This window comes from Histidinibacterium aquaticum, from assembly GCF_008710275.1.
Lineage (GTDB): Bacteria > Pseudomonadota > Alphaproteobacteria > Rhodobacterales > Rhodobacteraceae > Oceanicola > Oceanicola aquaticus.
Genome location: NZ_VYQE01000007.1, coordinates 97,183 through 115,238 on the forward strand (window position 1 = coordinate 97,183; position 18,056 = coordinate 115,238).

Annotated in this window: 22 protein-coding genes; 10 read left to right on the forward strand and 12 right to left on the reverse strand. The window is 68.3% G+C overall.

The features are described 5' to 3' along the window. Positions 1 to 8: 8 nt before the first annotated feature. On the reverse strand, positions 9 to 791 hold the full coding sequence (locus F3S47_RS18385) for a DUF1013 domain-containing protein (RefSeq protein ID WP_150446777.1): 783 nt from the start codon (positions 789 to 791) through the stop codon (positions 9 to 11). A gap of 130 nt (positions 792 to 921) precedes the next feature. On the opposite strand from F3S47_RS18385, the gene F3S47_RS18390 reads away from it, so the two are divergent. Both F3S47_RS18390 and F3S47_RS18395 read left to right on the forward strand, forming a co-directional pair. After that, on the forward strand, positions 922 to 1,557 hold the full coding sequence (locus F3S47_RS18390; protein WP_150446778.1) for a ribonuclease T2 family protein: 636 nt from the start codon (positions 922 to 924) through the stop codon (positions 1,555 to 1,557). 118 nt (positions 1,558 to 1,675) lie between these two features. Continuing rightward, on the forward strand, positions 1,676 to 2,536 hold the full coding sequence (locus F3S47_RS18395; protein WP_150446779.1) for a DUF2189 domain-containing protein: 861 nt from the start codon (positions 1,676 to 1,678) through the stop codon (positions 2,534 to 2,536). Here F3S47_RS18395 and F3S47_RS18400 read toward each other — a convergent pair. The 4 genes from F3S47_RS18400 to F3S47_RS18415 all read right to left on the reverse strand — a co-directional run bounded on the left by F3S47_RS18400 (position 2,527) and on the right by F3S47_RS18415 (position 5,539). Then, the gene (locus F3S47_RS18400) at positions 2,527 to 2,964 is read right to left on the reverse strand and encodes a VOC family protein (protein ID WP_150446780.1); all 438 of its coding nucleotides are present in this window, start codon (positions 2,962 to 2,964) and stop codon (positions 2,527 to 2,529) included. The genes F3S47_RS18395 and F3S47_RS18400 overlap by 10 nt on opposite strands. Beyond that, a complete protein-coding gene (locus tag F3S47_RS18405; RefSeq protein WP_150446781.1) occupies positions 2,961 to 3,773 on the reverse strand; it encodes an aldo/keto reductase in 813 nt (270 codons plus the stop codon). The genes F3S47_RS18400 and F3S47_RS18405 overlap by 4 nt, the downstream gene beginning before the upstream one ends. 66 nt (positions 3,774 to 3,839) lie before the next feature. Continuing rightward, positions 3,840 to 4,820 (reverse strand): NAD(P)H-quinone oxidoreductase, encoded by a 981-nt coding sequence (locus F3S47_RS18410; protein WP_150446782.1) that lies wholly within the window; start codon positions 4,818 to 4,820, stop codon positions 3,840 to 3,842. Positions 4,821 to 4,843: 23 nt separating this feature from the next. Then, entirely contained in the window at positions 4,844 to 5,539 is a 696-nt protein-coding gene (locus F3S47_RS18415; protein ID WP_150446783.1) for a COQ9 family protein, read from the reverse strand. Positions 5,540 to 5,652: 113 nt separating this feature from the next. Here F3S47_RS18415 and rpsU point away from each other — a divergent pair, with 113 nt between their 5' ends. Further along, positions 5,653 to 5,859: a 30S ribosomal protein S21 gene (gene rpsU, locus F3S47_RS18420; RefSeq protein WP_018302784.1), complete on the forward strand. Its 207-nt coding sequence runs from the start codon at positions 5,653 to 5,655 to the stop codon at positions 5,857 to 5,859. A 74-nt stretch (positions 5,860 to 5,933) separates the two neighbouring features. On the opposite strand, the gene F3S47_RS18425 is transcribed toward rpsU, so the two are convergent. The 4 genes from F3S47_RS18425 to F3S47_RS18440 form a co-directional block, all read right to left on the reverse strand. Continuing rightward, a complete protein-coding gene (locus tag F3S47_RS18425; RefSeq protein ID WP_150446784.1) occupies positions 5,934 to 6,407 on the reverse strand; it encodes a DUF3299 domain-containing protein in 474 nt (157 codons plus the stop codon). Next, entirely contained in the window at positions 6,322 to 6,789 is a 468-nt protein-coding gene (locus F3S47_RS18430) for a copper chaperone PCu(A)C (RefSeq protein WP_150446785.1), read from the reverse strand. Before F3S47_RS18430 ends, F3S47_RS18425 begins: the two co-directional genes overlap by 86 nt. A 74-nt stretch (positions 6,790 to 6,863) precedes the next feature. After that, entirely contained in the window at positions 6,864 to 7,472 is a 609-nt protein-coding gene (locus F3S47_RS18435) for an exopolysaccharide biosynthesis protein (protein ID WP_150446786.1), read from the reverse strand. A gap of 67 nt (positions 7,473 to 7,539) precedes the next feature. Further along, a complete protein-coding gene (locus F3S47_RS18440; RefSeq protein ID WP_150446787.1) occupies positions 7,540 to 8,091 on the reverse strand; it encodes a thioredoxin family protein in 552 nt (183 codons plus the stop codon). A 123-nt stretch (positions 8,092 to 8,214) separates the two neighbouring features. Between F3S47_RS18440 and yghU the strand changes: the two genes are divergently transcribed. Together yghU and F3S47_RS18450 are read left to right on the forward strand one after the other, a co-directional pair. Continuing rightward, positions 8,215 to 9,078: a glutathione-dependent disulfide-bond oxidoreductase gene (gene yghU / locus F3S47_RS18445; RefSeq protein ID WP_150446788.1), complete on the forward strand. Its 864-nt coding sequence runs from the start codon at positions 8,215 to 8,217 to the stop codon at positions 9,076 to 9,078. Between the two features lie 85 nt (positions 9,079 to 9,163). After that, positions 9,164 to 9,883, forward strand: a complete 720-nt coding sequence (locus F3S47_RS18450) for a ZIP family metal transporter (RefSeq protein WP_150446789.1) — start codon at positions 9,164 to 9,166, stop codon at positions 9,881 to 9,883. Between the two features lie 7 nt (positions 9,884 to 9,890). Here F3S47_RS18450 and F3S47_RS18455 read toward each other — a convergent pair whose 3' ends face one another. Continuing rightward, the gene (locus F3S47_RS18455; protein ID WP_223877881.1) at positions 9,891 to 10,898 is read right to left on the reverse strand and encodes a hypothetical protein; all 1,008 of its coding nucleotides are present in this window, start codon (positions 10,896 to 10,898) and stop codon (positions 9,891 to 9,893) included. A 19-nt stretch (positions 10,899 to 10,917) separates the two neighbouring features. Beyond that, complete coding sequence (greA, locus tag F3S47_RS18460) at positions 10,918 to 11,388, reverse strand: transcription elongation factor GreA (RefSeq protein ID WP_150446790.1); 471 nt, start codon at positions 11,386 to 11,388, stop codon at positions 10,918 to 10,920. A 267-nt stretch (positions 11,389 to 11,655) separates the two neighbouring features. Here greA and F3S47_RS18465 point away from each other — a divergent pair, with 267 nt between their 5' ends. The 3 genes from F3S47_RS18465 (at position 11,656) to F3S47_RS18475 (ending at position 16,018) form a co-directional block, all read left to right on the forward strand. Continuing rightward, positions 11,656 to 13,305, forward strand: coding sequence for an electron transfer flavoprotein-ubiquinone oxidoreductase (locus F3S47_RS18465; protein ID WP_150446791.1), 1,650 nt, complete (start codon positions 11,656 to 11,658; stop codon positions 13,303 to 13,305). 132 nt (positions 13,306 to 13,437) lie between these two features. Further along, the gene (locus F3S47_RS18470) at positions 13,438 to 15,138 is read left to right on the forward strand and encodes a tetratricopeptide repeat protein (protein WP_150446792.1); all 1,701 of its coding nucleotides are present in this window, start codon (positions 13,438 to 13,440) and stop codon (positions 15,136 to 15,138) included. Then, positions 15,122 to 16,018 carry a 4-(cytidine 5'-diphospho)-2-C-methyl-D-erythritol kinase gene (locus tag F3S47_RS18475; protein ID WP_150446793.1) on the forward strand — a complete coding sequence of 299 codons (897 nt, stop codon included), beginning with the start codon at positions 15,122 to 15,124 and terminating at the stop codon, positions 16,016 to 16,018. The genes F3S47_RS18470 and F3S47_RS18475 overlap by 17 nt, the downstream gene beginning before the upstream one ends. Here the strand turns inward: F3S47_RS18475 and F3S47_RS18480 are convergent. Beyond that, positions 16,015 to 17,013 carry a polyprenyl synthetase family protein gene (locus F3S47_RS18480; protein ID WP_150446794.1) on the reverse strand — a complete coding sequence of 333 codons (999 nt, stop codon included), beginning with the start codon at positions 17,011 to 17,013 and terminating at the stop codon, positions 16,015 to 16,017. The two genes, F3S47_RS18475 and F3S47_RS18480, sit on opposite strands and share 4 nt — an antisense overlap. Positions 17,014 to 17,073: 60 nt before the next feature. Here F3S47_RS18480 and F3S47_RS18485 point away from each other — a divergent pair, with 60 nt between their 5' ends. Continuing rightward, positions 17,074 to 17,289, forward strand: coding sequence for a putative signal transducing protein (locus F3S47_RS18485; protein WP_150446795.1), 216 nt, complete (start codon positions 17,074 to 17,076; stop codon positions 17,287 to 17,289). Continuing rightward, entirely contained in the window at positions 17,270 to 18,043 is a 774-nt protein-coding gene (locus F3S47_RS18490) for a tRNA1(Val) (adenine(37)-N6)-methyltransferase (protein WP_150446796.1), read from the forward strand. The genes F3S47_RS18485 and F3S47_RS18490 overlap by 20 nt, the downstream gene beginning before the upstream one ends. Positions 18,044 to 18,056 lie beyond the last annotated feature (13 nt).

Consider the following 18,056-nt stretch of genomic DNA (forward strand, 5'->3'; position numbering starts at 1 on the left):
TCCGAAGGTCAGCGGCGCTCGCCGCTGTCCTCCTCCTCGTCGTCGTCCGAGCTCTCGGGTAGGTTGAAGAGCGAGTCCGCGTCGATGTTCTCGTCGTGCCTGGGCTCGTCTTCGTCGTCCTGGCCGGACTTGTCCTCGCCAAGCGTGAAGCTCTCGAGGCCGGAGATCGCCGTCGGCATCTTGGGCTCGGCCTCCATCGACAGGGACTGCTCAGTCGAGACCAGCTTGCGCCGCTCGTCGTCCGTCATCACCTCGCCTTCGCGCGCCTTGCGCTCGGCGGCCTTGGCGACCGCGGCGTCGAGCTCGGTCTGCTTGCAGAGGCCCAGCGCGACGGGGTCGATCGGCTCCATCTGGCTGATGTTCCAGTGGGTGCGCTCGCGGATCGACTGGATCGTCGGCTTGGTGGTGCCCACCAGCTTGGAGATCTGCGCGTCGGCCAGCTCGGGGTGGAACTTCACCAGCCACAGGATGGCGTTCGGCCGGTCCTGCCGCTTCGACAGCGGCGTGTAGCGCGGCCCGCGGCGCTTTTCCTCGCCCACGGAGGCCGGGTTGAACTTCAGCTTCAGCTTGTGCTGCGGGTCCTTCTCGGCCTTGTCGATCTCGTCCTGGGTGAGCTGATTGTTGGCGATCGGGTCGAAGCCCTTCACCCCGGCGGCGACGTCGCCGTCGGCGATGCCCTGCACCTCGAGCTCGTGCAGGCCGCAGAAATCCGCGATCTGCTTGAAGCTGATCGTCGTGTTGTCCACCAGCCAGACGGCGGTGGCCTTGGCCATGAGCGGCTTGTCGGCCATGTCCCTTGCCTCCTTAGCGCATACGGTCATCCCCTGCCCCGGAAGGGGCGCGCCGCGGGCGGCGCCGGTTCTCGTTGTCGGGGAACTCGCGCGCTATATAGTCGGCCCGGCCCCGGATGGAAAGACCTTGATGCTGCGCCGCCTGCTCACGATCCTGTCGCTTCTCGTCCCCGCTCCGCTCGCCGCGCAGGACCGGGCGGGCGAGTTCGACTACTACGTCCTCGCCCTCTCCTGGTCCGCAAACTGGTGCGCGCTGGAGGGTGACGCCAGGGACTCGCCGCAATGCGACGAGAGCCGCGACTACGGCTGGGCCCTGCACGGCCTTTGGCCGCAGTATGACCGGGGCTGGCCGGACTACTGCGAGACGGCCGAAACGCCGCCAACGCGCCGGGCGGCCGAGGCCATGCTCGATATCACGGGGACACCGGGCCTCGTCCAGTACCAGTGGGAGAAGCACGGCACGTGCTCGGGGCTCTCGGCGGAGGACTACCTCGCGCGCTCCCGCGCCGCCTTCCAGACGGTGACCCGCCCGCCGATCTTCCGCCGGCTGCAGCGGCCCGTGCGGCTCCCGGCCTCGGTGGTCGAGGAGGCCTTCCTTGAAGAGAACCCTGATCTCTCGCCCGACGGCATCACCGTGACCTGTCGCGAGGGGCACATCCAGGAGGTGCGCATCTGCCTGACCCGCGAACTGGAATTCCGCGTCTGCGGCAGCGACGTGCGCCGGGACTGCGCTCTGACCGACGCGCTGATGACACCGCCGCGATGACGCCGTTTTCCGCTAGGTGACGGCGGGAAAATCCGTGTTATCTGAGTCCATAGAGGCCGTTTCGCGCGGCCCGAGTCCCGTGCGCATCGGCCGCTCCACTCGGATCGGGAGGCCGGATATGCCACGGACGATCGGAAACCCCCTCAGCTGGACAGCCCAGACGCTCAGCGGTGCTGCCGGACACGTCACCACCTCGATGGAGCGCATCGGCGGCGCGCCACCGTCCTCTGTTCAGATCAACATCCTGACGATGGAGGACCTGCGCGACAGCCTCCGACGCGGCGTCGCGGATTTCCAGGCAGTGCGCGCCGACGTGCTGATGCTGGTCGCGATCTACCCGGTGATCGGGCTGATCCTCGCGGGCATCGGCCTCAACGAAGCCCTGTTGCCCTTGCTCTTCCCGCTCTTCGCGGGCTTCGCGCTGCTGGGGCCGCTGGCGGCGGTCGGGCTCTACGAGATGAGCCGGAGGATCGAGGCGGGCGAGGACCCGAGCTGGGGCGCGGCGCTGGGGCTGATCGGGCGGCCGCGCTTCTCGGCGCTGGTGGTGCTCGGGCTCGCCCATGCGGCAATCTTCGGGATCTGGCTCCTGGCTGCCTGGGCGATCTGGGAGCTGACGCTGGGCCCCGAGACGCCGGAGTCGCTCGGCTCGTTCCTGGGGTCCGTGTTCACCACGGGCGCGGGATGGGCGATGCTGATCCTGGGCGTCGGGGTCGGCACCCTCTTCGCGCTGCTCGTGCTGGCGACGAGCGTGGTTTCCTTCCCCATGCTCCTCGACAAGGCGGTCGGCGTGCCGCGGGCCATCGTGACCTCGATCGAGGTGGCCCGCGCCAACCCGCGCGTGATCGGCGCCTGGGGCGCGATCGTGGCGGTCTCGCTGCTGCTCGGGTCGATCCCGCTGCTGATCGGGCTGGTGGTCGTGCTGCCCGTCCTGGGTCACGCCACCTGGCACCTCTACCGAAAGGCGGTCAGCTACGGCTGAGCGCGCCCGTCCGGGTACTCCGCCGGTCCCTTGATCTCGAGCTTGTTGCCGAAGGGATCGCGGATGTAGGCCGAGAAGCCCATGCCCCGGGCCCCGCCGTGCTGGGCCTCGCGCTCGATCTCCACGCCGTAGGCGGCGAGATGGGCGCGCAGGTCGTCGGGCGCGAAGGGCGAGGTGGCGATGCAGACGTGATCCACGTTGCGCCCACCCGCCACCGGCGGCACGGCCGAGGCCGCGCCGGGGTGGGAGGTGTCCCAGAGGACGATCAGCGAGTTGCCTGCCCAGACCTGCTCCATCCCCATCGCGGGGTAGGAGTAGCCGGGCTGGCAGCCCAGCACACCGTGGTAGAACTTCAGCGCGCGGTCCATGTCGTCCACGAGGAAGACGACATGGTCGATGCCCGCGAGAGTGAAGGGCGGCGTGCTCATTCCTCGTCCCATTCGGGGGCGTGCGGCCCGGAGATGAGCCGCTCGTTCCGGTGCAGACCGTCCATGGTCATCATCTGCTTCGACGTCAGCTGGATCTCGGTCGCCTTGAGGTTCGCCTCGATCCGCTCGGACTTCGACGAGGTCGGGATGACGATGATGCCCTTGGCCATCAGCCAGGCGAGCACGACCTGAGCCTCGGTCGCCTCCAGCTCTCCGGCGATGGACTTGATCACGGCGTCCTCGGCGATCTCGCCCCGGGCGAGCGGCGAATAGGCGGTGAGCGGGATGCCCTTGGACTTGCAGTGCTCGACGATGGGACCGTTACGCAGGAAGGGGTGCAGCTCGACCTGGTTGGTCGTCAGCTCTCGGTCGCCCAGGATCGAGAGCGCCTGGTCGATGTAGGCGATCGTGAAGTTCGACACGCCGATCTTGCGCGTCAGCCCGGCGTCCTGCACCTCCATGAACTGGCCGAGGTAGTCCTCCATCTCGTACTGGCCGTCGACCGCGGGCCAGTGGACGAGCAGCAGGTCGAGCTGCTCCAGGCCGAGCTTCTCGAGGCTCTCCTCTGTCTTGGGCCGGACCTGCCCGGGCCCGAGGTCGGAGGGCTGGATCTTGGTCGTCACCCAGAGGTCGTCGCGGGCGATGCCGCTGTCGGCGATGCCTTTCCCGACCTCGGCCTCGTTGCCGTAGGCCTGGGCGGTGTCGATGTGGCGGTAGCCGCATTCGATGGCGGCGCGGACGGTCGTCGTCGCTTCGTCGCCCCGGCGCTGCCAGGTTCCGAAGCCGATCTGTGGGATGGCGTCCAGCATGGGATATCCTTTTGATGATCTCGGGTTGCGGGCGACCCTAGCCCATGGGCCGGGGGCGGCAAGCGGTCACACCTTGAGGACGATCTTCCCGATGTGCTCGGAGCTTTCCATCCGCTCGTGCGCGGCGGCGGCTTCGGCGAGGGGAAACTCGCGGTCCATCACCGGCGCGATGCGGCCCTTGCAAAGGAGAGGCCAGACGTGGGTCGAAAGCTCCTCGGCAATGGCGGCCTTGGCGGCGTCGGACTGCGGCCGCAGGGTCGAGCCGGTCATCGTCAGGCGCCGGGTCATCAGCGGCGCGAAATTCACCTCGGCCTTCGGCCCTCCGAGGAAGGCGATCTGTACCAGCCGCCCGTCGTCGGCGAGCGCCTTGAGATTGCGGGGGATGTAGTCGCCGCCGACCATGTCGAGGATGACATGCGCCCCGCCCTCGGCCTTCATCACCTCGACGAAATCCTCGGTGCGGTAATTGATCGCGCGCTCCGCGCCGAGTTCTTCGCAGGCGGCGCATTTCTCGTCCGTCCCGGCGGTGACGAAGACGCGGGCGCCCAGCGCCCTGGCGATCTGGATCGCGGTCGTGCCAATGCCGGACGAGCCGCCGTGGATGAGCACGCGCTCGCCGGCGGTCAGGTGGCCGCGCATGACGAGGTTGGACCAGACAGTGAAATGGGTTTCGGGCAGGCAGGCGGCCTCCTTGAGGCTCATGCCCTCCGGGATCGGCAGGCAATGCGCGGCGGGGGTCACGGCGTATTCCGCGTAGCCGCCGCCGGGCAGCAGGGCGCAGACCTTGTCGCCGACCTTCAACCCGGTGACGCCCGGCCCGAGCTCCGCGACCTCCCCGGCCGCCTCCAGCCCCGGCAGGTCGGACGCGGTCGGCGGCGGAGCGTAGAGCCCCGCCCGCTGCAGGGCGTCGGGCCGATTGACACCCGCGTAGGCAATGCGGAGGAGCACCTGGCCATGGCCCGGGGCGGGCACCGGCCGATTGCACGGGGCCAGCACCTCCGGGCCGCCGGGGTGCGCGATTTCCACGGCATGCATCCAGTCGGTCATGGTCTCCTCCCTTCCTTCGGCCGCTACTCTCCCGTGGACCAGTGTCCGGGAAGATCGACCGGCGGCATCCGGGCGGGGGGACGAACCATGCCGCCCAGGTGTTCGAAAGGTTTAACGAACGGGCGCAGGATCGGGTTGCCATTCACCCGCGCCTTCATCTTCTCGATTCGCATCACGTCCTCGATCCGGCGGTCGATGAAGGCGTCGGTGGCCTGCTGGTCGACGCTGTCGTCACCCATCCAGTAGAGCACGACCGAGGTCCAGACGCCGGAGAGCGTCGCGCGCTTGGTGTACCAGTTGATGTCGTCCGAGGGGTCGCCCAGCGCCTCCCAGACGGCATCTGCCGTCCCCCAGATCAGCCGCGCACCCTCGGCGGCATGGACCGGCAGCGCGAAAAGCGCCGAGGCGCGGCGCACGGCCTCCCGGTCGCCGGCGACGTCGAGCCTCACGCGGAGGGCGCGGGCCACCTTGTTTCGGAAGCGCATGTCGTCCAGCCGCTCGGCGCGAAGCGCCTCGGCCATCTGCCGGTCGCCGCGGCGGTGGAAGTCGGAGGCGAGGTCCACGGCCCCCCGGGGCGCAACCGCGCGCGCCTCCCGCAGCTCCATTTCCGCGTCCCTGGCGGCGGCGCGGAAGGCGGCCTCGGACCAGCCGTCGAAGGCCACGTGGGGCAGGATCGCATCGAGCAGCGTTTCGCGGGCGGGGTCGGTCGTGACGGTCATGGAACTCTCCCGGGACTGGCTTGCTTGGGACTCGACAACATAGGAGGCCCTTGCTATAGGGCCACCTCCTGCAAAGTCTTGCAACTCCAACACGGAAAGGTGGTGACACCCACATGCAGGTCAGTGTTCGCGACAACAATGTCGACCAGGCGCTTCGGGCTCTGAAGAAGAAGCTTCAGCGCGAGGGCGTGTTCCGCGAGATGAAGCTTCGGCAGCATTTCGAGAAACCGTCCGAGAAGAAGGCGCGCGAGAAGGCCGAGGCCATCCGCCGCCAGCGCAAGCTTGCCCGGAAGAAAGCCCAGCGCGAAGGGCTTCTCTGAAGAAGCGTGACTGAACACTTTGGTGTTTGACGACCCCCGTGGCGACCCGCCCGGGGGTTTGTCGTTTCCAGGGGTCAGCTCAGCGGTTCGGGCCGCGCCTCGACCAGCCGCAGGGCCTGGTAGGTATAGGGATCGTCCACGAGCTCGACCGTTCCGGTCAGCGTGAGCTCGGTGGCCTCCGGCAGGTCGGGCATGGGTTCCGCCGCGTGGACCTCCAGCGAGATGCCGTAGCCCGAACTGCCGCAGAAGGGGCAGTCCGCCGGATCGGGAACGAGCAGGAAATTGGTGACGTAGGCCTGCGCCTCGATCGGCACGTAGAAGCCCGAGATCGTGATCTCCTGCCCGGCCGCCGCGGCGAGCGCCTCGGGATACTCCTTCTCGACGCTCCAGTCGTCGCCCTCGACGACCTCGGTGTAGCCGACGCCCGCGATCTCTTCCCAGCCGACCGCGAGCGCAGGAGCGCTAGTGAGCGTGGCCAGCGTGAGGATGCTCCAGAGTGCCGTCCTCGAAAACCTCGACCTCGACGTCCAGCGGTTCGATCCCGTCAAAGCGCAGCTCCATCTCCAGGTGATCCCCCTCGGCCAGCGGCGCCGGGAGCTCGTCGAGTTCAAGATACACTTCTCCGGGCGCGAGGTCGAAGTCGGAATCGGCGGCGACCTCCATCATCGGCAAGATTTCGGCATCTCCGCCGCCGGAGAGCTGACCGGCCATGAGCGCGGCCTCCGCCTCGCCGACCCGGGCCCCCGTCAGGACGACCGTCTCCCCGGTCTCGTTCTCGATCAGCATGTAGACCTGAGCCGGGCCGCGTTCGGTCGCCGTCGTCCAGGCATGGAGGATCCGCAATCCGTCGCGCTCGGCGACATGGTCCTCGTCCTCCTGCGCGAAGGCGGCGGCGGGCACGAGAAGGGCGGCAAGGGCAAGATATTTCACTGGGGTCTCCGGTCAGGTCTGCGTCACGGGATACGTAATGATATTACATCATACATTTATGACAGACCAGAACCTCAGCTCCCGAAGACCGAATTGAGGACGAAGGCGGGGACCGAGGCGGCGACGGTCATCACGGCGATCCCGGCGAGCGCATAGACCCCGTCACGCGCCAGGAAGCTGACGGCAAAGAGCAGAGTCGCGGCCCCGAGGATGGAGGACGAGAAGGGCACGAGCTCCAGAAATGGCATCGCCGCGCCGCAGAGCACGGCCAGGGCTCGCGGGACGTAGACCCCGGGCTTGCGGGTCAGCAGCTTCAGCCGGTCCTTGCTGTGGCGGTCGATCCAGGCCGCGATCTTGCGGATATGGTTCATGGCATCGCGCAGCTGGTGCCCCTTGAGCGTCCGCTTCATCAGGAATTCGGGCAGCCAGAGGTGATCTCGCGAAAAGAGATGCTGGAGCGCGATGAGCGCGATCGTCAGTCCGCAGACCGACGAGAAGACCGGGATGCCCGAGAGCGGAGACACCACGAGCAGCGCGGGGACCATGAGGGCGGGCACGAAGGACGCGGTCCCGAAGGCTTCCACCAGCTGGCGCAGCGTGACCGTCTCCTGCTCGGCGATCTCCGACAGCCGGTTCACGATGTCCTCGACTGGATGGCCTTGCGCCGTATCGATTTCTGTCATGGCGCGTGCCCCACCTCTTCGCGGTCCCGGCTGATGTCGCCGCCGGGCCAGAACAAATCAACCGAACTCAGGCGGCCTTCCACTTGATGGAGCAGCCGATCGACGGCGTCTGATCGCGCGGGCCCTCGCCGGTCTTGGCGACCTGCTCCATCGCCTCGAAGAGTTCGCGGCGGGCGCCCTCCTCGGCCGACTTGCCGCTGGAATCGAGGCGTCCGCGGTATTGCAGTTCCAGGTCGCCGTTGAAGCCGAAGAAATCGGGCGTGCAGGCGGCGCCGTAGGCCTTCGCGACTTCCTGGTCGGGATCGTGGAGGTAGGGAAAGAAGAACTTATGCTCTTTCGCGAAGCGCTGCATGTTCTCGTAGCTGTCCTCCGGATACTGCTCCGGATCGTTGGAGCAGATCGCCGCGAAGCCGATCCCCAGTGGCGCGAGGTCACCCGCATCGCGGACGATCCGGTCGATCACGGCCTTCACGTAGGGGCAGTGATTGCAGATGAACGCTAGCACGAGTCCGTTCTCGCCTTTCAGACCGGAGAGCTCGTAGGGGTGGTCGTCGGTGCCCCAGAGGCGGAAATCGGGGGCTTTCCAGCCGAAATCGCAGACGGGGGGTGTGGCAGCCATGATCTCCTCCATAGGTCGCGGTGGGGGCAACGTGCGCGGGCGCAGGTCACGCTCTCGCACTGCAACGCTTGCCCGGGGACTTCGGTCCAGTAGGTATGTCGAGAAACACAGGAGACCAACGAGATGACTGACAGCTACACGCCGCCCAAGGTCTGGACCTGGGACAGCGAGAGCGGGGGCCGCTTCGCCAAGACCAACCGGCCGATCGCCGAACCGACCCACGACAAGGAGCTGCCGGTCGGCGAGCACCCGTTCCAGCTCTACTCGCTGGCCACGCCCAACGGCGTGAAGGTGAACATCATGTTCGAGGAGCTGCTCGCTGCAGGCCACAGCGGCGCGGAGTATGACGCCTGGCTGATCGACATCGGCGAGGGCGACCAGTTCGGTTCGGGTTTCGTCGAGGCCAACCCGAACTCCAAGATCCCCGCCCTCGTCGACCGCAGCGGCGGCGAGCCTGTCCGCGTCTTCGAATCCGGCGCGATCCTGCTGCACCTGGCGGACAAGTTCGGCGCCTTCCTCGCACCTTCGGGGCAGCAGCGGGTCGAGACGCTGAACTGGCTGTTCTGGCTGCAGGGCTCCGCGCCCTATCTCGGAGGCGGCTTCGGCCACTTCTACGTCTATGCCCCCGAGAAGTTCGAATACCCAATCAACCGCTTCACGATGGAGACCAAGCGCCAGCTCGACGTGCTCGACCGGCAACTGGCCGAGAACGAGTGGCTTTCGGGGCCCGAGTACACCATCGCCGACATGGCGACCTGGCCGTGGTACGGGCAGCTGGTGCTGGGCCGGGTCTACGACGCCGCCGAGTACCTCCAGGCCGAGAGCTACACCAACGTCATGCGGTGGGCGAAGGCGATGGACGACCGCCCCGCGGTTGCGCGCGGCCGCATGGTCAACCGCGCCTTTGGCGAGCCCGAGACGCAGCTGCGCGAACGGCACTCAGCCGAGGACTTCGAGACGAAGACCCAGGACAAGACCGGCGGGTAAGCCAACCGCCTCCGCGCTTCCGTCCGGTCGGGCGGGAGCGTGGGCCGGTCCGGGAACAGGCGACCGGCCGGCGAATTGAGAGGCAATGTTTCTCTTTGGTTTCCTGTTCGCCTGCCTCTTCGCTCTCGTTCACCTGGGCATCGGCTGGCTCGCGTTTCTGGACAGCAGGCCCCGGAGCCGCTGGCTCTCCGCCGCGGGGGGCGTGGCGGTCGCCTACGTCTTCCTTCACGTCCTGCCGGAACTGGCGGCGCACCAGGGCATCTTCGCCGAACAGCTCGGCACAACCGAGCGCTCGGCGGAGGGGCTCGTCTACCTCGTCGCGATGGTCGGGCTCGTTGCCTTCTACGGTTTGGAGAAGGTCCTTGCGACCTCCCGCCGGGGAGGCCGCGAAGCGGAGCCTGCGGCCGGGACTTTCTGGCTGCACATCGGGTCTTTCGCCGTCTACAACCTCATCATCGGCTATCTCCTGCTGCACCGCGAGGAGGCGGGAGCCTGGTCGCTGGCGATCTACGGCATCGCCATGGCGCTGCACTTCGTGACGAGCGATTTCGGCCTGCGGGAGGATCACAAGGCGCGCTACGACCACATCGCGCGGTGGATCCTCGCGGCGGCGGTCCTCGGGGGCTGGGCGCTCGGGGTCGTGGCGGACCTCGCGGAGATCTGGATCGCCTTCCTCTTCGCCTTCCTCGCCGGCGGCGTCGTGCTGAACGTCCTCAAGGAGGAACTGCCGGAGGAACGCGAGAGCCGGTTCCTGCCCTTCATCGGGGCGGCCGCGGTCTATGCGGGGCTGCTGCTGGCGATCTGAGCTTCGGTCAGTCGAAGGTGCCGGTGACCCGGCCGAGCAGCATGAAGGCACGGCCGGTCCGGGTGTCCGACATCGCGACGACCTCCTCGTCGGAGGCCTCGGGCTCGAACGCGGTGAGCATCTGGTCGAAGCGGCGCAGGAAGTGGTGCACCGCGTCGCGGAAAATCGTGTCCTCGCGCATCCGCGCCGCCGAGAGCGCGAGGCTGGTGCGGTCGTGCACGCCGCCCAGATCGCCGATGGCCCGGCCGCGCTCGCCCTGCGCGAAGCGCCGCCAGACCTCGGGGCGGGCGAGATCGGGGCGCAGGTCGTCCATGTAGATGCCATCCTGGCTCAGCAGGGTGAGCACATCCTGGCTCGCCTGGATCAGCTGCCGCGCCTGCCTGTCCTTGAGCGCCCGCTTGAGCGCCGCGAATCCCTCGTGGTCCTGGTCGGTATCGGGGAAGTTGAGCGCGCGGATCAGGTCGATCCGGTCGAGCGGCGGCGCGGTGTCCTCCGGGGCCGGCGCGAAGGCCAGCGTCGGCTGTTCCTCGACCCGCTCTTGCGCGGCGGGCTCGGGGGCGGGAGCCGGCGCGGATTGCGGCGCGGCCCGCTCGGAAAGCAGCGCCTCGGTGCGCTTCACGCTGGAGGCGATCTCGGCCAGCCGCCGCTCCATCGTCACGTCGGCGCCGCGGCCCTGGCGGTCTTCGACATAGCCCTTGCGCATGGCGTCGATCGCGGCCTGGAGCCGCGCGCTCTCCTCGCGCACCAGCCGGGCCGAGCGCGCGGCGGAGGCCGCCACCCAGATCATCGCGACGGGCAGGAAGACGGCCATCGGCGCCACGACCAGGCGGAGACCACCGGACTGCTGGGCGACCGCGGGCGGCTGCATCAGGAAGAAGGCACCGACAGCCAGCACCCAAATCGCGCTGAGACCCGCCGCCACGATCTCGGTCCCGGTGAGACCCACACCGCCGGGCCGCGAGGCCGCGGCCAGCGGGCTGAGGTCGGTGTCGTGGCTCTGGGCGTGGTCGCTCAAGGCGCGGGCCTTCCCGGGTTCAGACGTAGGAGACCTTCAGGATCTCGTAGGTGCGATCGCCGCCGGGGGTGCGGACCTCGACGCTGTCGCCCTCTTCCTTGCCGATCAGCGACCGGGCGAGGGGCGACTTGAGGTTCAGGCGGCCCCGCTCGATGTCGGCCTCGTACTCGCCGACGATCTGGTAGGTCTTCTCCTCGTCGGTGTCCTCGTCCACCAGCTCCACCGTGGCGCCGAACTTGATCGGGCCGGAGAGTTTCTTGGGGTCGATGACCTCGGCGAGCGACATCACGCCCTCGAGTTCCTTGATGCGGCCCTCGATGAAGGACTGCTTCTCCTTCGCGGAGTGATACTCGGCGTTCTCGGAGAGATCGCCATGCTCGCGCGCCTCGGAGATGGCCCGGATGATCGCCGGACGCTCCTCGGACTTGAGATGCTTCAGTTCGGCGTCGATCTTCTCGTAACCGGCGCGGGTGAGGGGTATCTTGTCCATGTCGTCGCCCGTGGTTCGCCTGAATTCATGCACGTCCGTTCGCCGGACGGCCTAACCGCACAAGCCCGAGTCGCCGAGGCGCCCGGGTCGTCGACGGAATATCGGTACGGCTGCGGCCGGGGTCAACTGGAATTCCCCGGCACCCCGTCGTGTCGCGCCCGGCCGCCGCAACGCCGCGTTCGCATTGTCGCCCTCTGCGTCAACCATTAAGTCTCGGCGAAAGCCTGCGCGGGCCCCCTGCCCGCGCGCATGAGACCGGGAGGGCCTATGGCCGAGATCGAACGCGAAGCCATGCAATATGACGTCGTCATCGTCGGCGCGGGCCCGGCAGGCCTCTCCGCCGCCATCCGGCTGAAGCAGCTCGACCCCTCCCGCGAGGTTGTGGTGCTGGAAAAGGGCTCCGAGGTCGGCGCGCATATCCTCTCGGGCGCGGTGCTCGATCCCTCCGCGCTGGACACGCTTCTGCCCGACTGGAAAGCGCAGGGCGCCCCGATCACGGTGCCGGTCAAGGAGGACCAGTTCTACCTGCTGGGCGAGAGCGGCAAGATGCGGATCCCCAACTTCGCCATGCCGCCGCTGATGAACAACCACGGCAACTACATCGTCTCCATGGGCAATGTCTGCCGCTGGATGGCGGAGCAGGCCGAGGCGCTCGGGGTCGAGATCTTCCCCGGCATGGCCTGCTCGGAGCTCGTCTGGGACGAGGCGGGCAACGTGAAGGGCGTCGTCGCGGGCGAGATGGGCCTCTCGGCGGACGGGACGCCGGGACCGAACTACGAGCCGGGCATGGAGCTGCACGGCAAGTACGTCTTCCTCTCCGAGGGCGTGCGCGGGCACCTGTCGAAGCAGGTCATCGCGAAGCACGGGCTCGACAAGGACTGCGACACGCAGAAGTACGGCCTCGGGATGAAGGAGATCTGGGAGATCGATCCCGAGAAGCACCGCGAGGGACGGGTCACCCACACCATGGGCTGGCCGCTGGGCAAGAATGCCGGCGGTGGGTCGTTCATCTACCACCTCGACAACAACCAGGTCTACGTGGGCTTCGTCGTCCACCTGAACTACAGCAACCCCTACATCTTCCCCTACATGGAGTTTCAGCGGTTCAAACATCACCCGATGGTTGCGGAACTGCTGGAAGGCGGGAAGCGCGTGGCCTACGGGGCCCGCGCGATCAGCGAGGGCGGCTGGCAGTCGATCCCGCAGACCGCCTTCCCGGGCGGCTGCCTGCTGGGCTGCTCGGCCGGGCTGGTCAACGTCCCGCGCATCAAGGGCAACCACAACGCGATGTGGTCGGGAATGCATGCGGCCGAGGCGGCCCATGCCGCCATCGATTCCGGCCGCGAGGGCGATACGCTCACCGAGTACGACAACGCCCTGAAATCCGGACCGGTGGCCAAGGACCTCAAGCGTGTGCGCAACGTGAAACCGCTCTGGTCCCGCTACGGCCTGACGGCCTCGCTGGGCCTCGGCGGGCTCGACATGTGGACGAACAACATCGCGGGCCTCTCGGTGCTGGGCACGCTCAAGCACGGCAAGGCCGACCACGAGGCGACCGAGCCCGCGTCGAAGCACAAGCCGATCGACTATCCCAAGCCCGACGGCAAGCTCTCCTTCGACCGGCTGACCAACGTCAGCTACTCGATGACGAATCACGAGGAGAACCAGCCGTCGCACCTCAAGACGATCGACGATTCGATCCCGGTACAGGTGGACTGGAAGCAGTACGCCGGCCCCTCTAGCCGCTACTGCCCTGCAGGCGTTTACGAATTCGTCGGTGAGGGCGAGGACGTCCGCTTCCAGATCAATTTCCAGAACTGCGTCCACTGCAAGACCTGCGACATCAAGGACCCGGCGCAGAACATCGTCTGGACCACCCCGCAGGGCGGTGACGGGCCGAATTATCCCAACATGTAGCGTTCCGACGCCGCGTTCGCCTGAATATTGCGCAAGAATGCGCCGGGACGGTCAAATGTGATCGGCTTCCCGATTGCCCGACGCGCATCTGTCCCACTAGGCTCGTGGCCGGGACAGTGCAGGGAAACGGACATGCGCAGCAGGATAATGCGGCTGAGCGGGGCGGCGGTGCTCGCCCTGTCGACAGCCACTCAGGCACCGGCCGACGGGACCGCCGGTGCCTACCTCGCGGGGCGGCTCGCCTCGAACAGCGCCGACTACGTCGCGGCGGCGGACTACTTCCGCACCGCCCTCTCGCGCGATCCGGGTCAGCCGGTCCTGCTGGAGAACACGGTCGCCGCCTATCTGACCATCGGCGAATACGAGCGCGCGGCGCGAGTCAGCCTCTCGGCGCAGGCCGCGGGCTACACGAGCCATGTGGCCGGGATGGCGGCGCAGGCCGAGGAGGCCCTGCAGGGCGACTGGGACGCGCTTCTTGCCGGGCTCGACAGCGGCCGGAGCATCGGCCCGCTTCTGGACGGACTGGCCCGCGGCTGGGCTTCTGTCGGACAGGGCGACCGTGCAAGCGCCGAGGCGGCCTTCGACAATGTCGCCGCGACCGAGGGGCTCGCGGGCTACGGCCTCTTCCACAAGGCGCTGGCGCTCTCGGTCCTCGGCGACGATGCGGGCGCGGAGGCGATCCTCTCGCTCTCGCCTGCCGACGGGCTGCCGCGCACCCGCAGTTCGATCCTGCTCCGGGCCGAAGGGCTCGGCCGCATGGGCCGCTTCGAGGAGGCGGTCGAACTCATGGAGGTGACCTTCGGCGGGCGCTACGACGCCGAACTGCTCGCGCTTCACCGGCTGCTTTCGAACAAGACCGCTCCGGCACGGAGCATCGCCGGCACGGCGGCGGAGGGGCTTGGAGAGGCCTATTTCACGGTCGGACAGGCGATAGATGGGCAGGTCGAGGACAGCTACACCCTGCTCTTCTACCGCCTCGCGACGCATCTCTCGCCGGGGCACGAACAGGCTGTTCTCCAGACCGCTGCTCTGCTGGACGACCTCGGCCGTCACGGGCTCGCCGGAGCGGCCTACGCCCAGATCGAGCCGGAAGAGCCGCTCTACCATGCGGCGGCCCTCGGCCAGGCGGAGGCGCTCCGCAAGTCGGGCGAGCGCGAGCAGGCAGTCGAGCTGCTGACCCGCCTCTGCGACACGCACGAGACCGCCGTGATCCGCGCGACACTGGGCGACGTGCTGCGCCAGATGGACCGTTACGACGAGGCCGACGCCCAGTATGCCCGGGCACTGGAGCTCTATGACGACGCCGGTCAGGGCAAGTGGTTCGTCCACTACACCCGCGGTGTGACGCTCAACGAACTGGGTCGCTGGCCGGAGGCCGAGGCGCAGTTCCGCGCCGCGCTCCGTCTGGAGCCGGGCGAGCCGCAGGTGATGAACTACCTCGGCTATTCGCTGGTCGAGCGCGGCGAGAAGCTGGAGGAGGCGCTGGAGCTGGTCCGGGCCGCCTCCGAGGCTCGCCCCGATGACGGCCGCATCACGGATTCCCTGGGCTGGGTGCTCTATCGCCTGGGCCGCCACAAGGAGGCGGTCACGGCCTTGGAGCGTGCCGCGGAGCTCGATCCGATGCGGGCGGTGATCGTCGATCACCTGGGCGATGCCTACTGGGCGGTGGGCCGCCGGATGGAGGCTCGCTTCCAGTGGCGCCGGGCGCTCAGCTTCGAGCCTGAGCAGGCTTTCGCCGAGGAGATCCGCCGTAAACTTGCGGAGGGGCTCCCGATGGCCCAGACCCTGACACCGGACGAAACGGTTCAGGTGGCTCATGGTGATCGCCAATAGACCGGGTGCGCCCCTGCGGGTAACGGCGCCCGCCAAGGTCAATCTCACTCTGCACGTCACCGGCCAGCGGGCCGGTGGCTATCACGATCTCGACAGTCTCGTCGTCTTCGCCGGGATCGGCGACCAGATCACCGCGCGCCCCGCGACGGAGATGAGCCTTCAGGTCACCGGCCCCTTCGCCGAAGGCGTCCCGAGCGACGGCCGCAACCTGATGATGCAGGCCGCCGCGGCGCTGCAGGAGAAGCACGGGATCACGCTCGGCGCCGCGCTGACCGTGGACAAGGCCCTGCCCCACGGCGCGGGACTGGGGAGCGGATCGTCGGATGCCGCCGCCCTCCTGCACCTGCTGGCCAAGCTCTGGGACGTGCCTGCGCCGGCACGGGACGACCCGCTCCTGGCCTCGCTGGGGGCCGATGTGCCGGCCTGCTACGCCGCACCGGACGCGCTGAGGATGACCGGGATCGGTGACCGGCTCGCGCCCGTGACCGGCCTGCCCGACTTCGCGATGATCCTGGTGAACCCCAAGACCCCGGTGCCTACGGCCAAGGTCTTCGAGACCATGGCGGCGAAGAACAACCCGCCGATGGAGGGCCTGCCCGAGGGGCTGGACTTCGAGGGCTTCTGCGCCTGGCTCGGCCGACAGCGCAACGACATGACCGAGGCGGCGAAGGGCATCGCGCCCGAGATAAGCCGGGCGCTCGACAAGCTGCAGCGTCAGCCCCTGGTCAAGCAGGTTGTCATGTCGGGGTCCGGCGCGACCTGCGTCGGGCTGGTCAAGGACATGGACCATGCACGCCGCGCGGCCCGCGCGATCCAGGTTTCGGAGATGGGCTGGTGGGTGGCCCCGGCTCCGTTCCTCAAGCCCGGGATGCTGAGCTAGCTCATCCGCGCGACGACGTAGTCCGCGAGATCCCGCAGCATGTCGCGGAGCGGATGCGCGGGCACCTCCTCGAGCGCCTGTTTCGCCCGCTCGGCCCAGCGGGTTGCGTCGGACTTGGTCTCGGCCAGCGTACCGTGGCGGTGGATCAGGTCGAGCGCGTGATGCAGGTCCGAGGGCGCCTGGTCCCCCTTCTCGATGGTCTTGCGCCAGAAGGCGCGCTCTTCGTCATCGGCCTTCGCCACCGCCTTGATGAGCGGCAGCGTCAGCTTCCGCTCGCGGAAATCGTCGCCGATATTCTTGCCGGTAGCGCTGGTGCCGCCGTAGTCGAGCCAGTCGTCGACGATCTGGAAGGCGATGCCCAGCGCGTCGCCGTAGTCGCGCAGCGCGGTCACCACGGTCTCGTCCCGATCCGCGATTACGGCGCCGGCCTCGGTCGCGGCGGAGAAGAGCGCGGCGGTCTTGCCGCGCACCACCTTGAGGTAGGTCTCCTCGGTCGTGGCGAGATTGCGGGCCGCGGTGAGCTGCAGGACCTCGCCCTCGGCGATGGTGGCCGCGGCGTTCGACAGGATGTCGAGCACGCGCAGGTTACCGGTCTCGACCATGAGCTGGAAAGACCGCGCGAAGAGGTAGTCCCCCACGAGCACCGAGGACTGGTTGTCCCAGAGAAGGTTGGCGGTGGGCCGGCCCCGGCGCTGCTCACTCTCGTCGACGACGTCATCGTGGAGGAGCGTCGCGGTGTGGATGAACTCCACCGTCGCGGCGAGGTGGACGTGGTAGGGCCCGTCGTAGCCGCAGAGCTTCGCCGCGGCGAGCGTGAGCATGGGGCGCAGGCGCTTGCCCCCCGCCTCGACCAGATGCGCGGTGACCTCGGGAATGCGCGGCGCGTGTTCGGAGGCCATCCGCGTTCGGATGAGCGCATTGACCTCGGCCATCTCGGCGCTGAGGGCCTCGGCCAGACGGTCGTGCGGCTTCGTGGCGGCGTGATCCAGGCTCATGGCGCTCCCTGACATGCGGCTCCGATGGACAAGTCGGCGCGGCGTGCATAGGTCGGACGAATGAGGGAGCTTCTGCGCACCACCGACCCGACCGTCATCGCCTTCGCCAAGGCCCTTCTGGGCGGCGAGGATATAGACTGCTTCGAAATGGACGTAAACATGAGCGTCCTCGAAGGGTCCATCGGCATTTTGCCGCGTCGGTTGATGGTTCGTACGGACGACCTCTACCGGGCTGAGCGCGTTCTCCTCGACAACGATGTCGACCTCGGCCGCTGATCCCGAGGGGGCCACCCGCGACGCCTTCCTCGGCGGGCGGCTGCATCTCTGGCAGCCGCGGCGGGGCTACAGGGCCGGCGTGGATGCCGTTCTGCTCGCGGCTGCCGTCCCGGCGGAGGCCGGCCAGGCGGTGCTCGAACTGGGCTGCGGCGTGGGGGCCGCGGCGCTATGCCTGGCGGCGCGGGTGCCGGGGCTGCATGTCACGGGGGTCGAGATCCAGCCGGACTACGCCGCCCTCGCCCACCGGAACGCCGAGGAGACCGGGCTGGCGCTGGAGGTCGTCGAAGCCGACCTCGCGCACATGCCGAAGGCGCTCAGGCAGCGCAGCTTCGACCTCGTGATGATGAACCCGCCATACTTCGATCCGGCGCTCGGGACCGGCTCCGCCGATGCCGGGCGGGACACCGCCCTTCGGGGAGCGACCCCCGCTACCACCTGGATCGACGCGGGGGTCCGGCGCCTCGCGCCGAAGGGTCGGCTGGTGATGATCCAGCGAATCGAGAGACTGCCCGAGATCCTGGCGCTCCTCGACGACCGGCTGGGCTCGGTGACCGTGGTGCCGCTCGCCCCGCGCGACGGCCGGGCTGCGCATCTCTTTCTTCTCTCTGCGAAAAAGGGCGGCCGCGCCCGGTTCCGGCTGGCGCCGCCGCTGGTCCTGCACGCCGCCGCGTCGCACGAGAGGGACGGCGAGGACTATTCTCCGCCCGTGGCGGCCGTTCTGCGGGATGGCGCGCCTCTCGACATCTGGGCTTAAGAATTCCTCAATC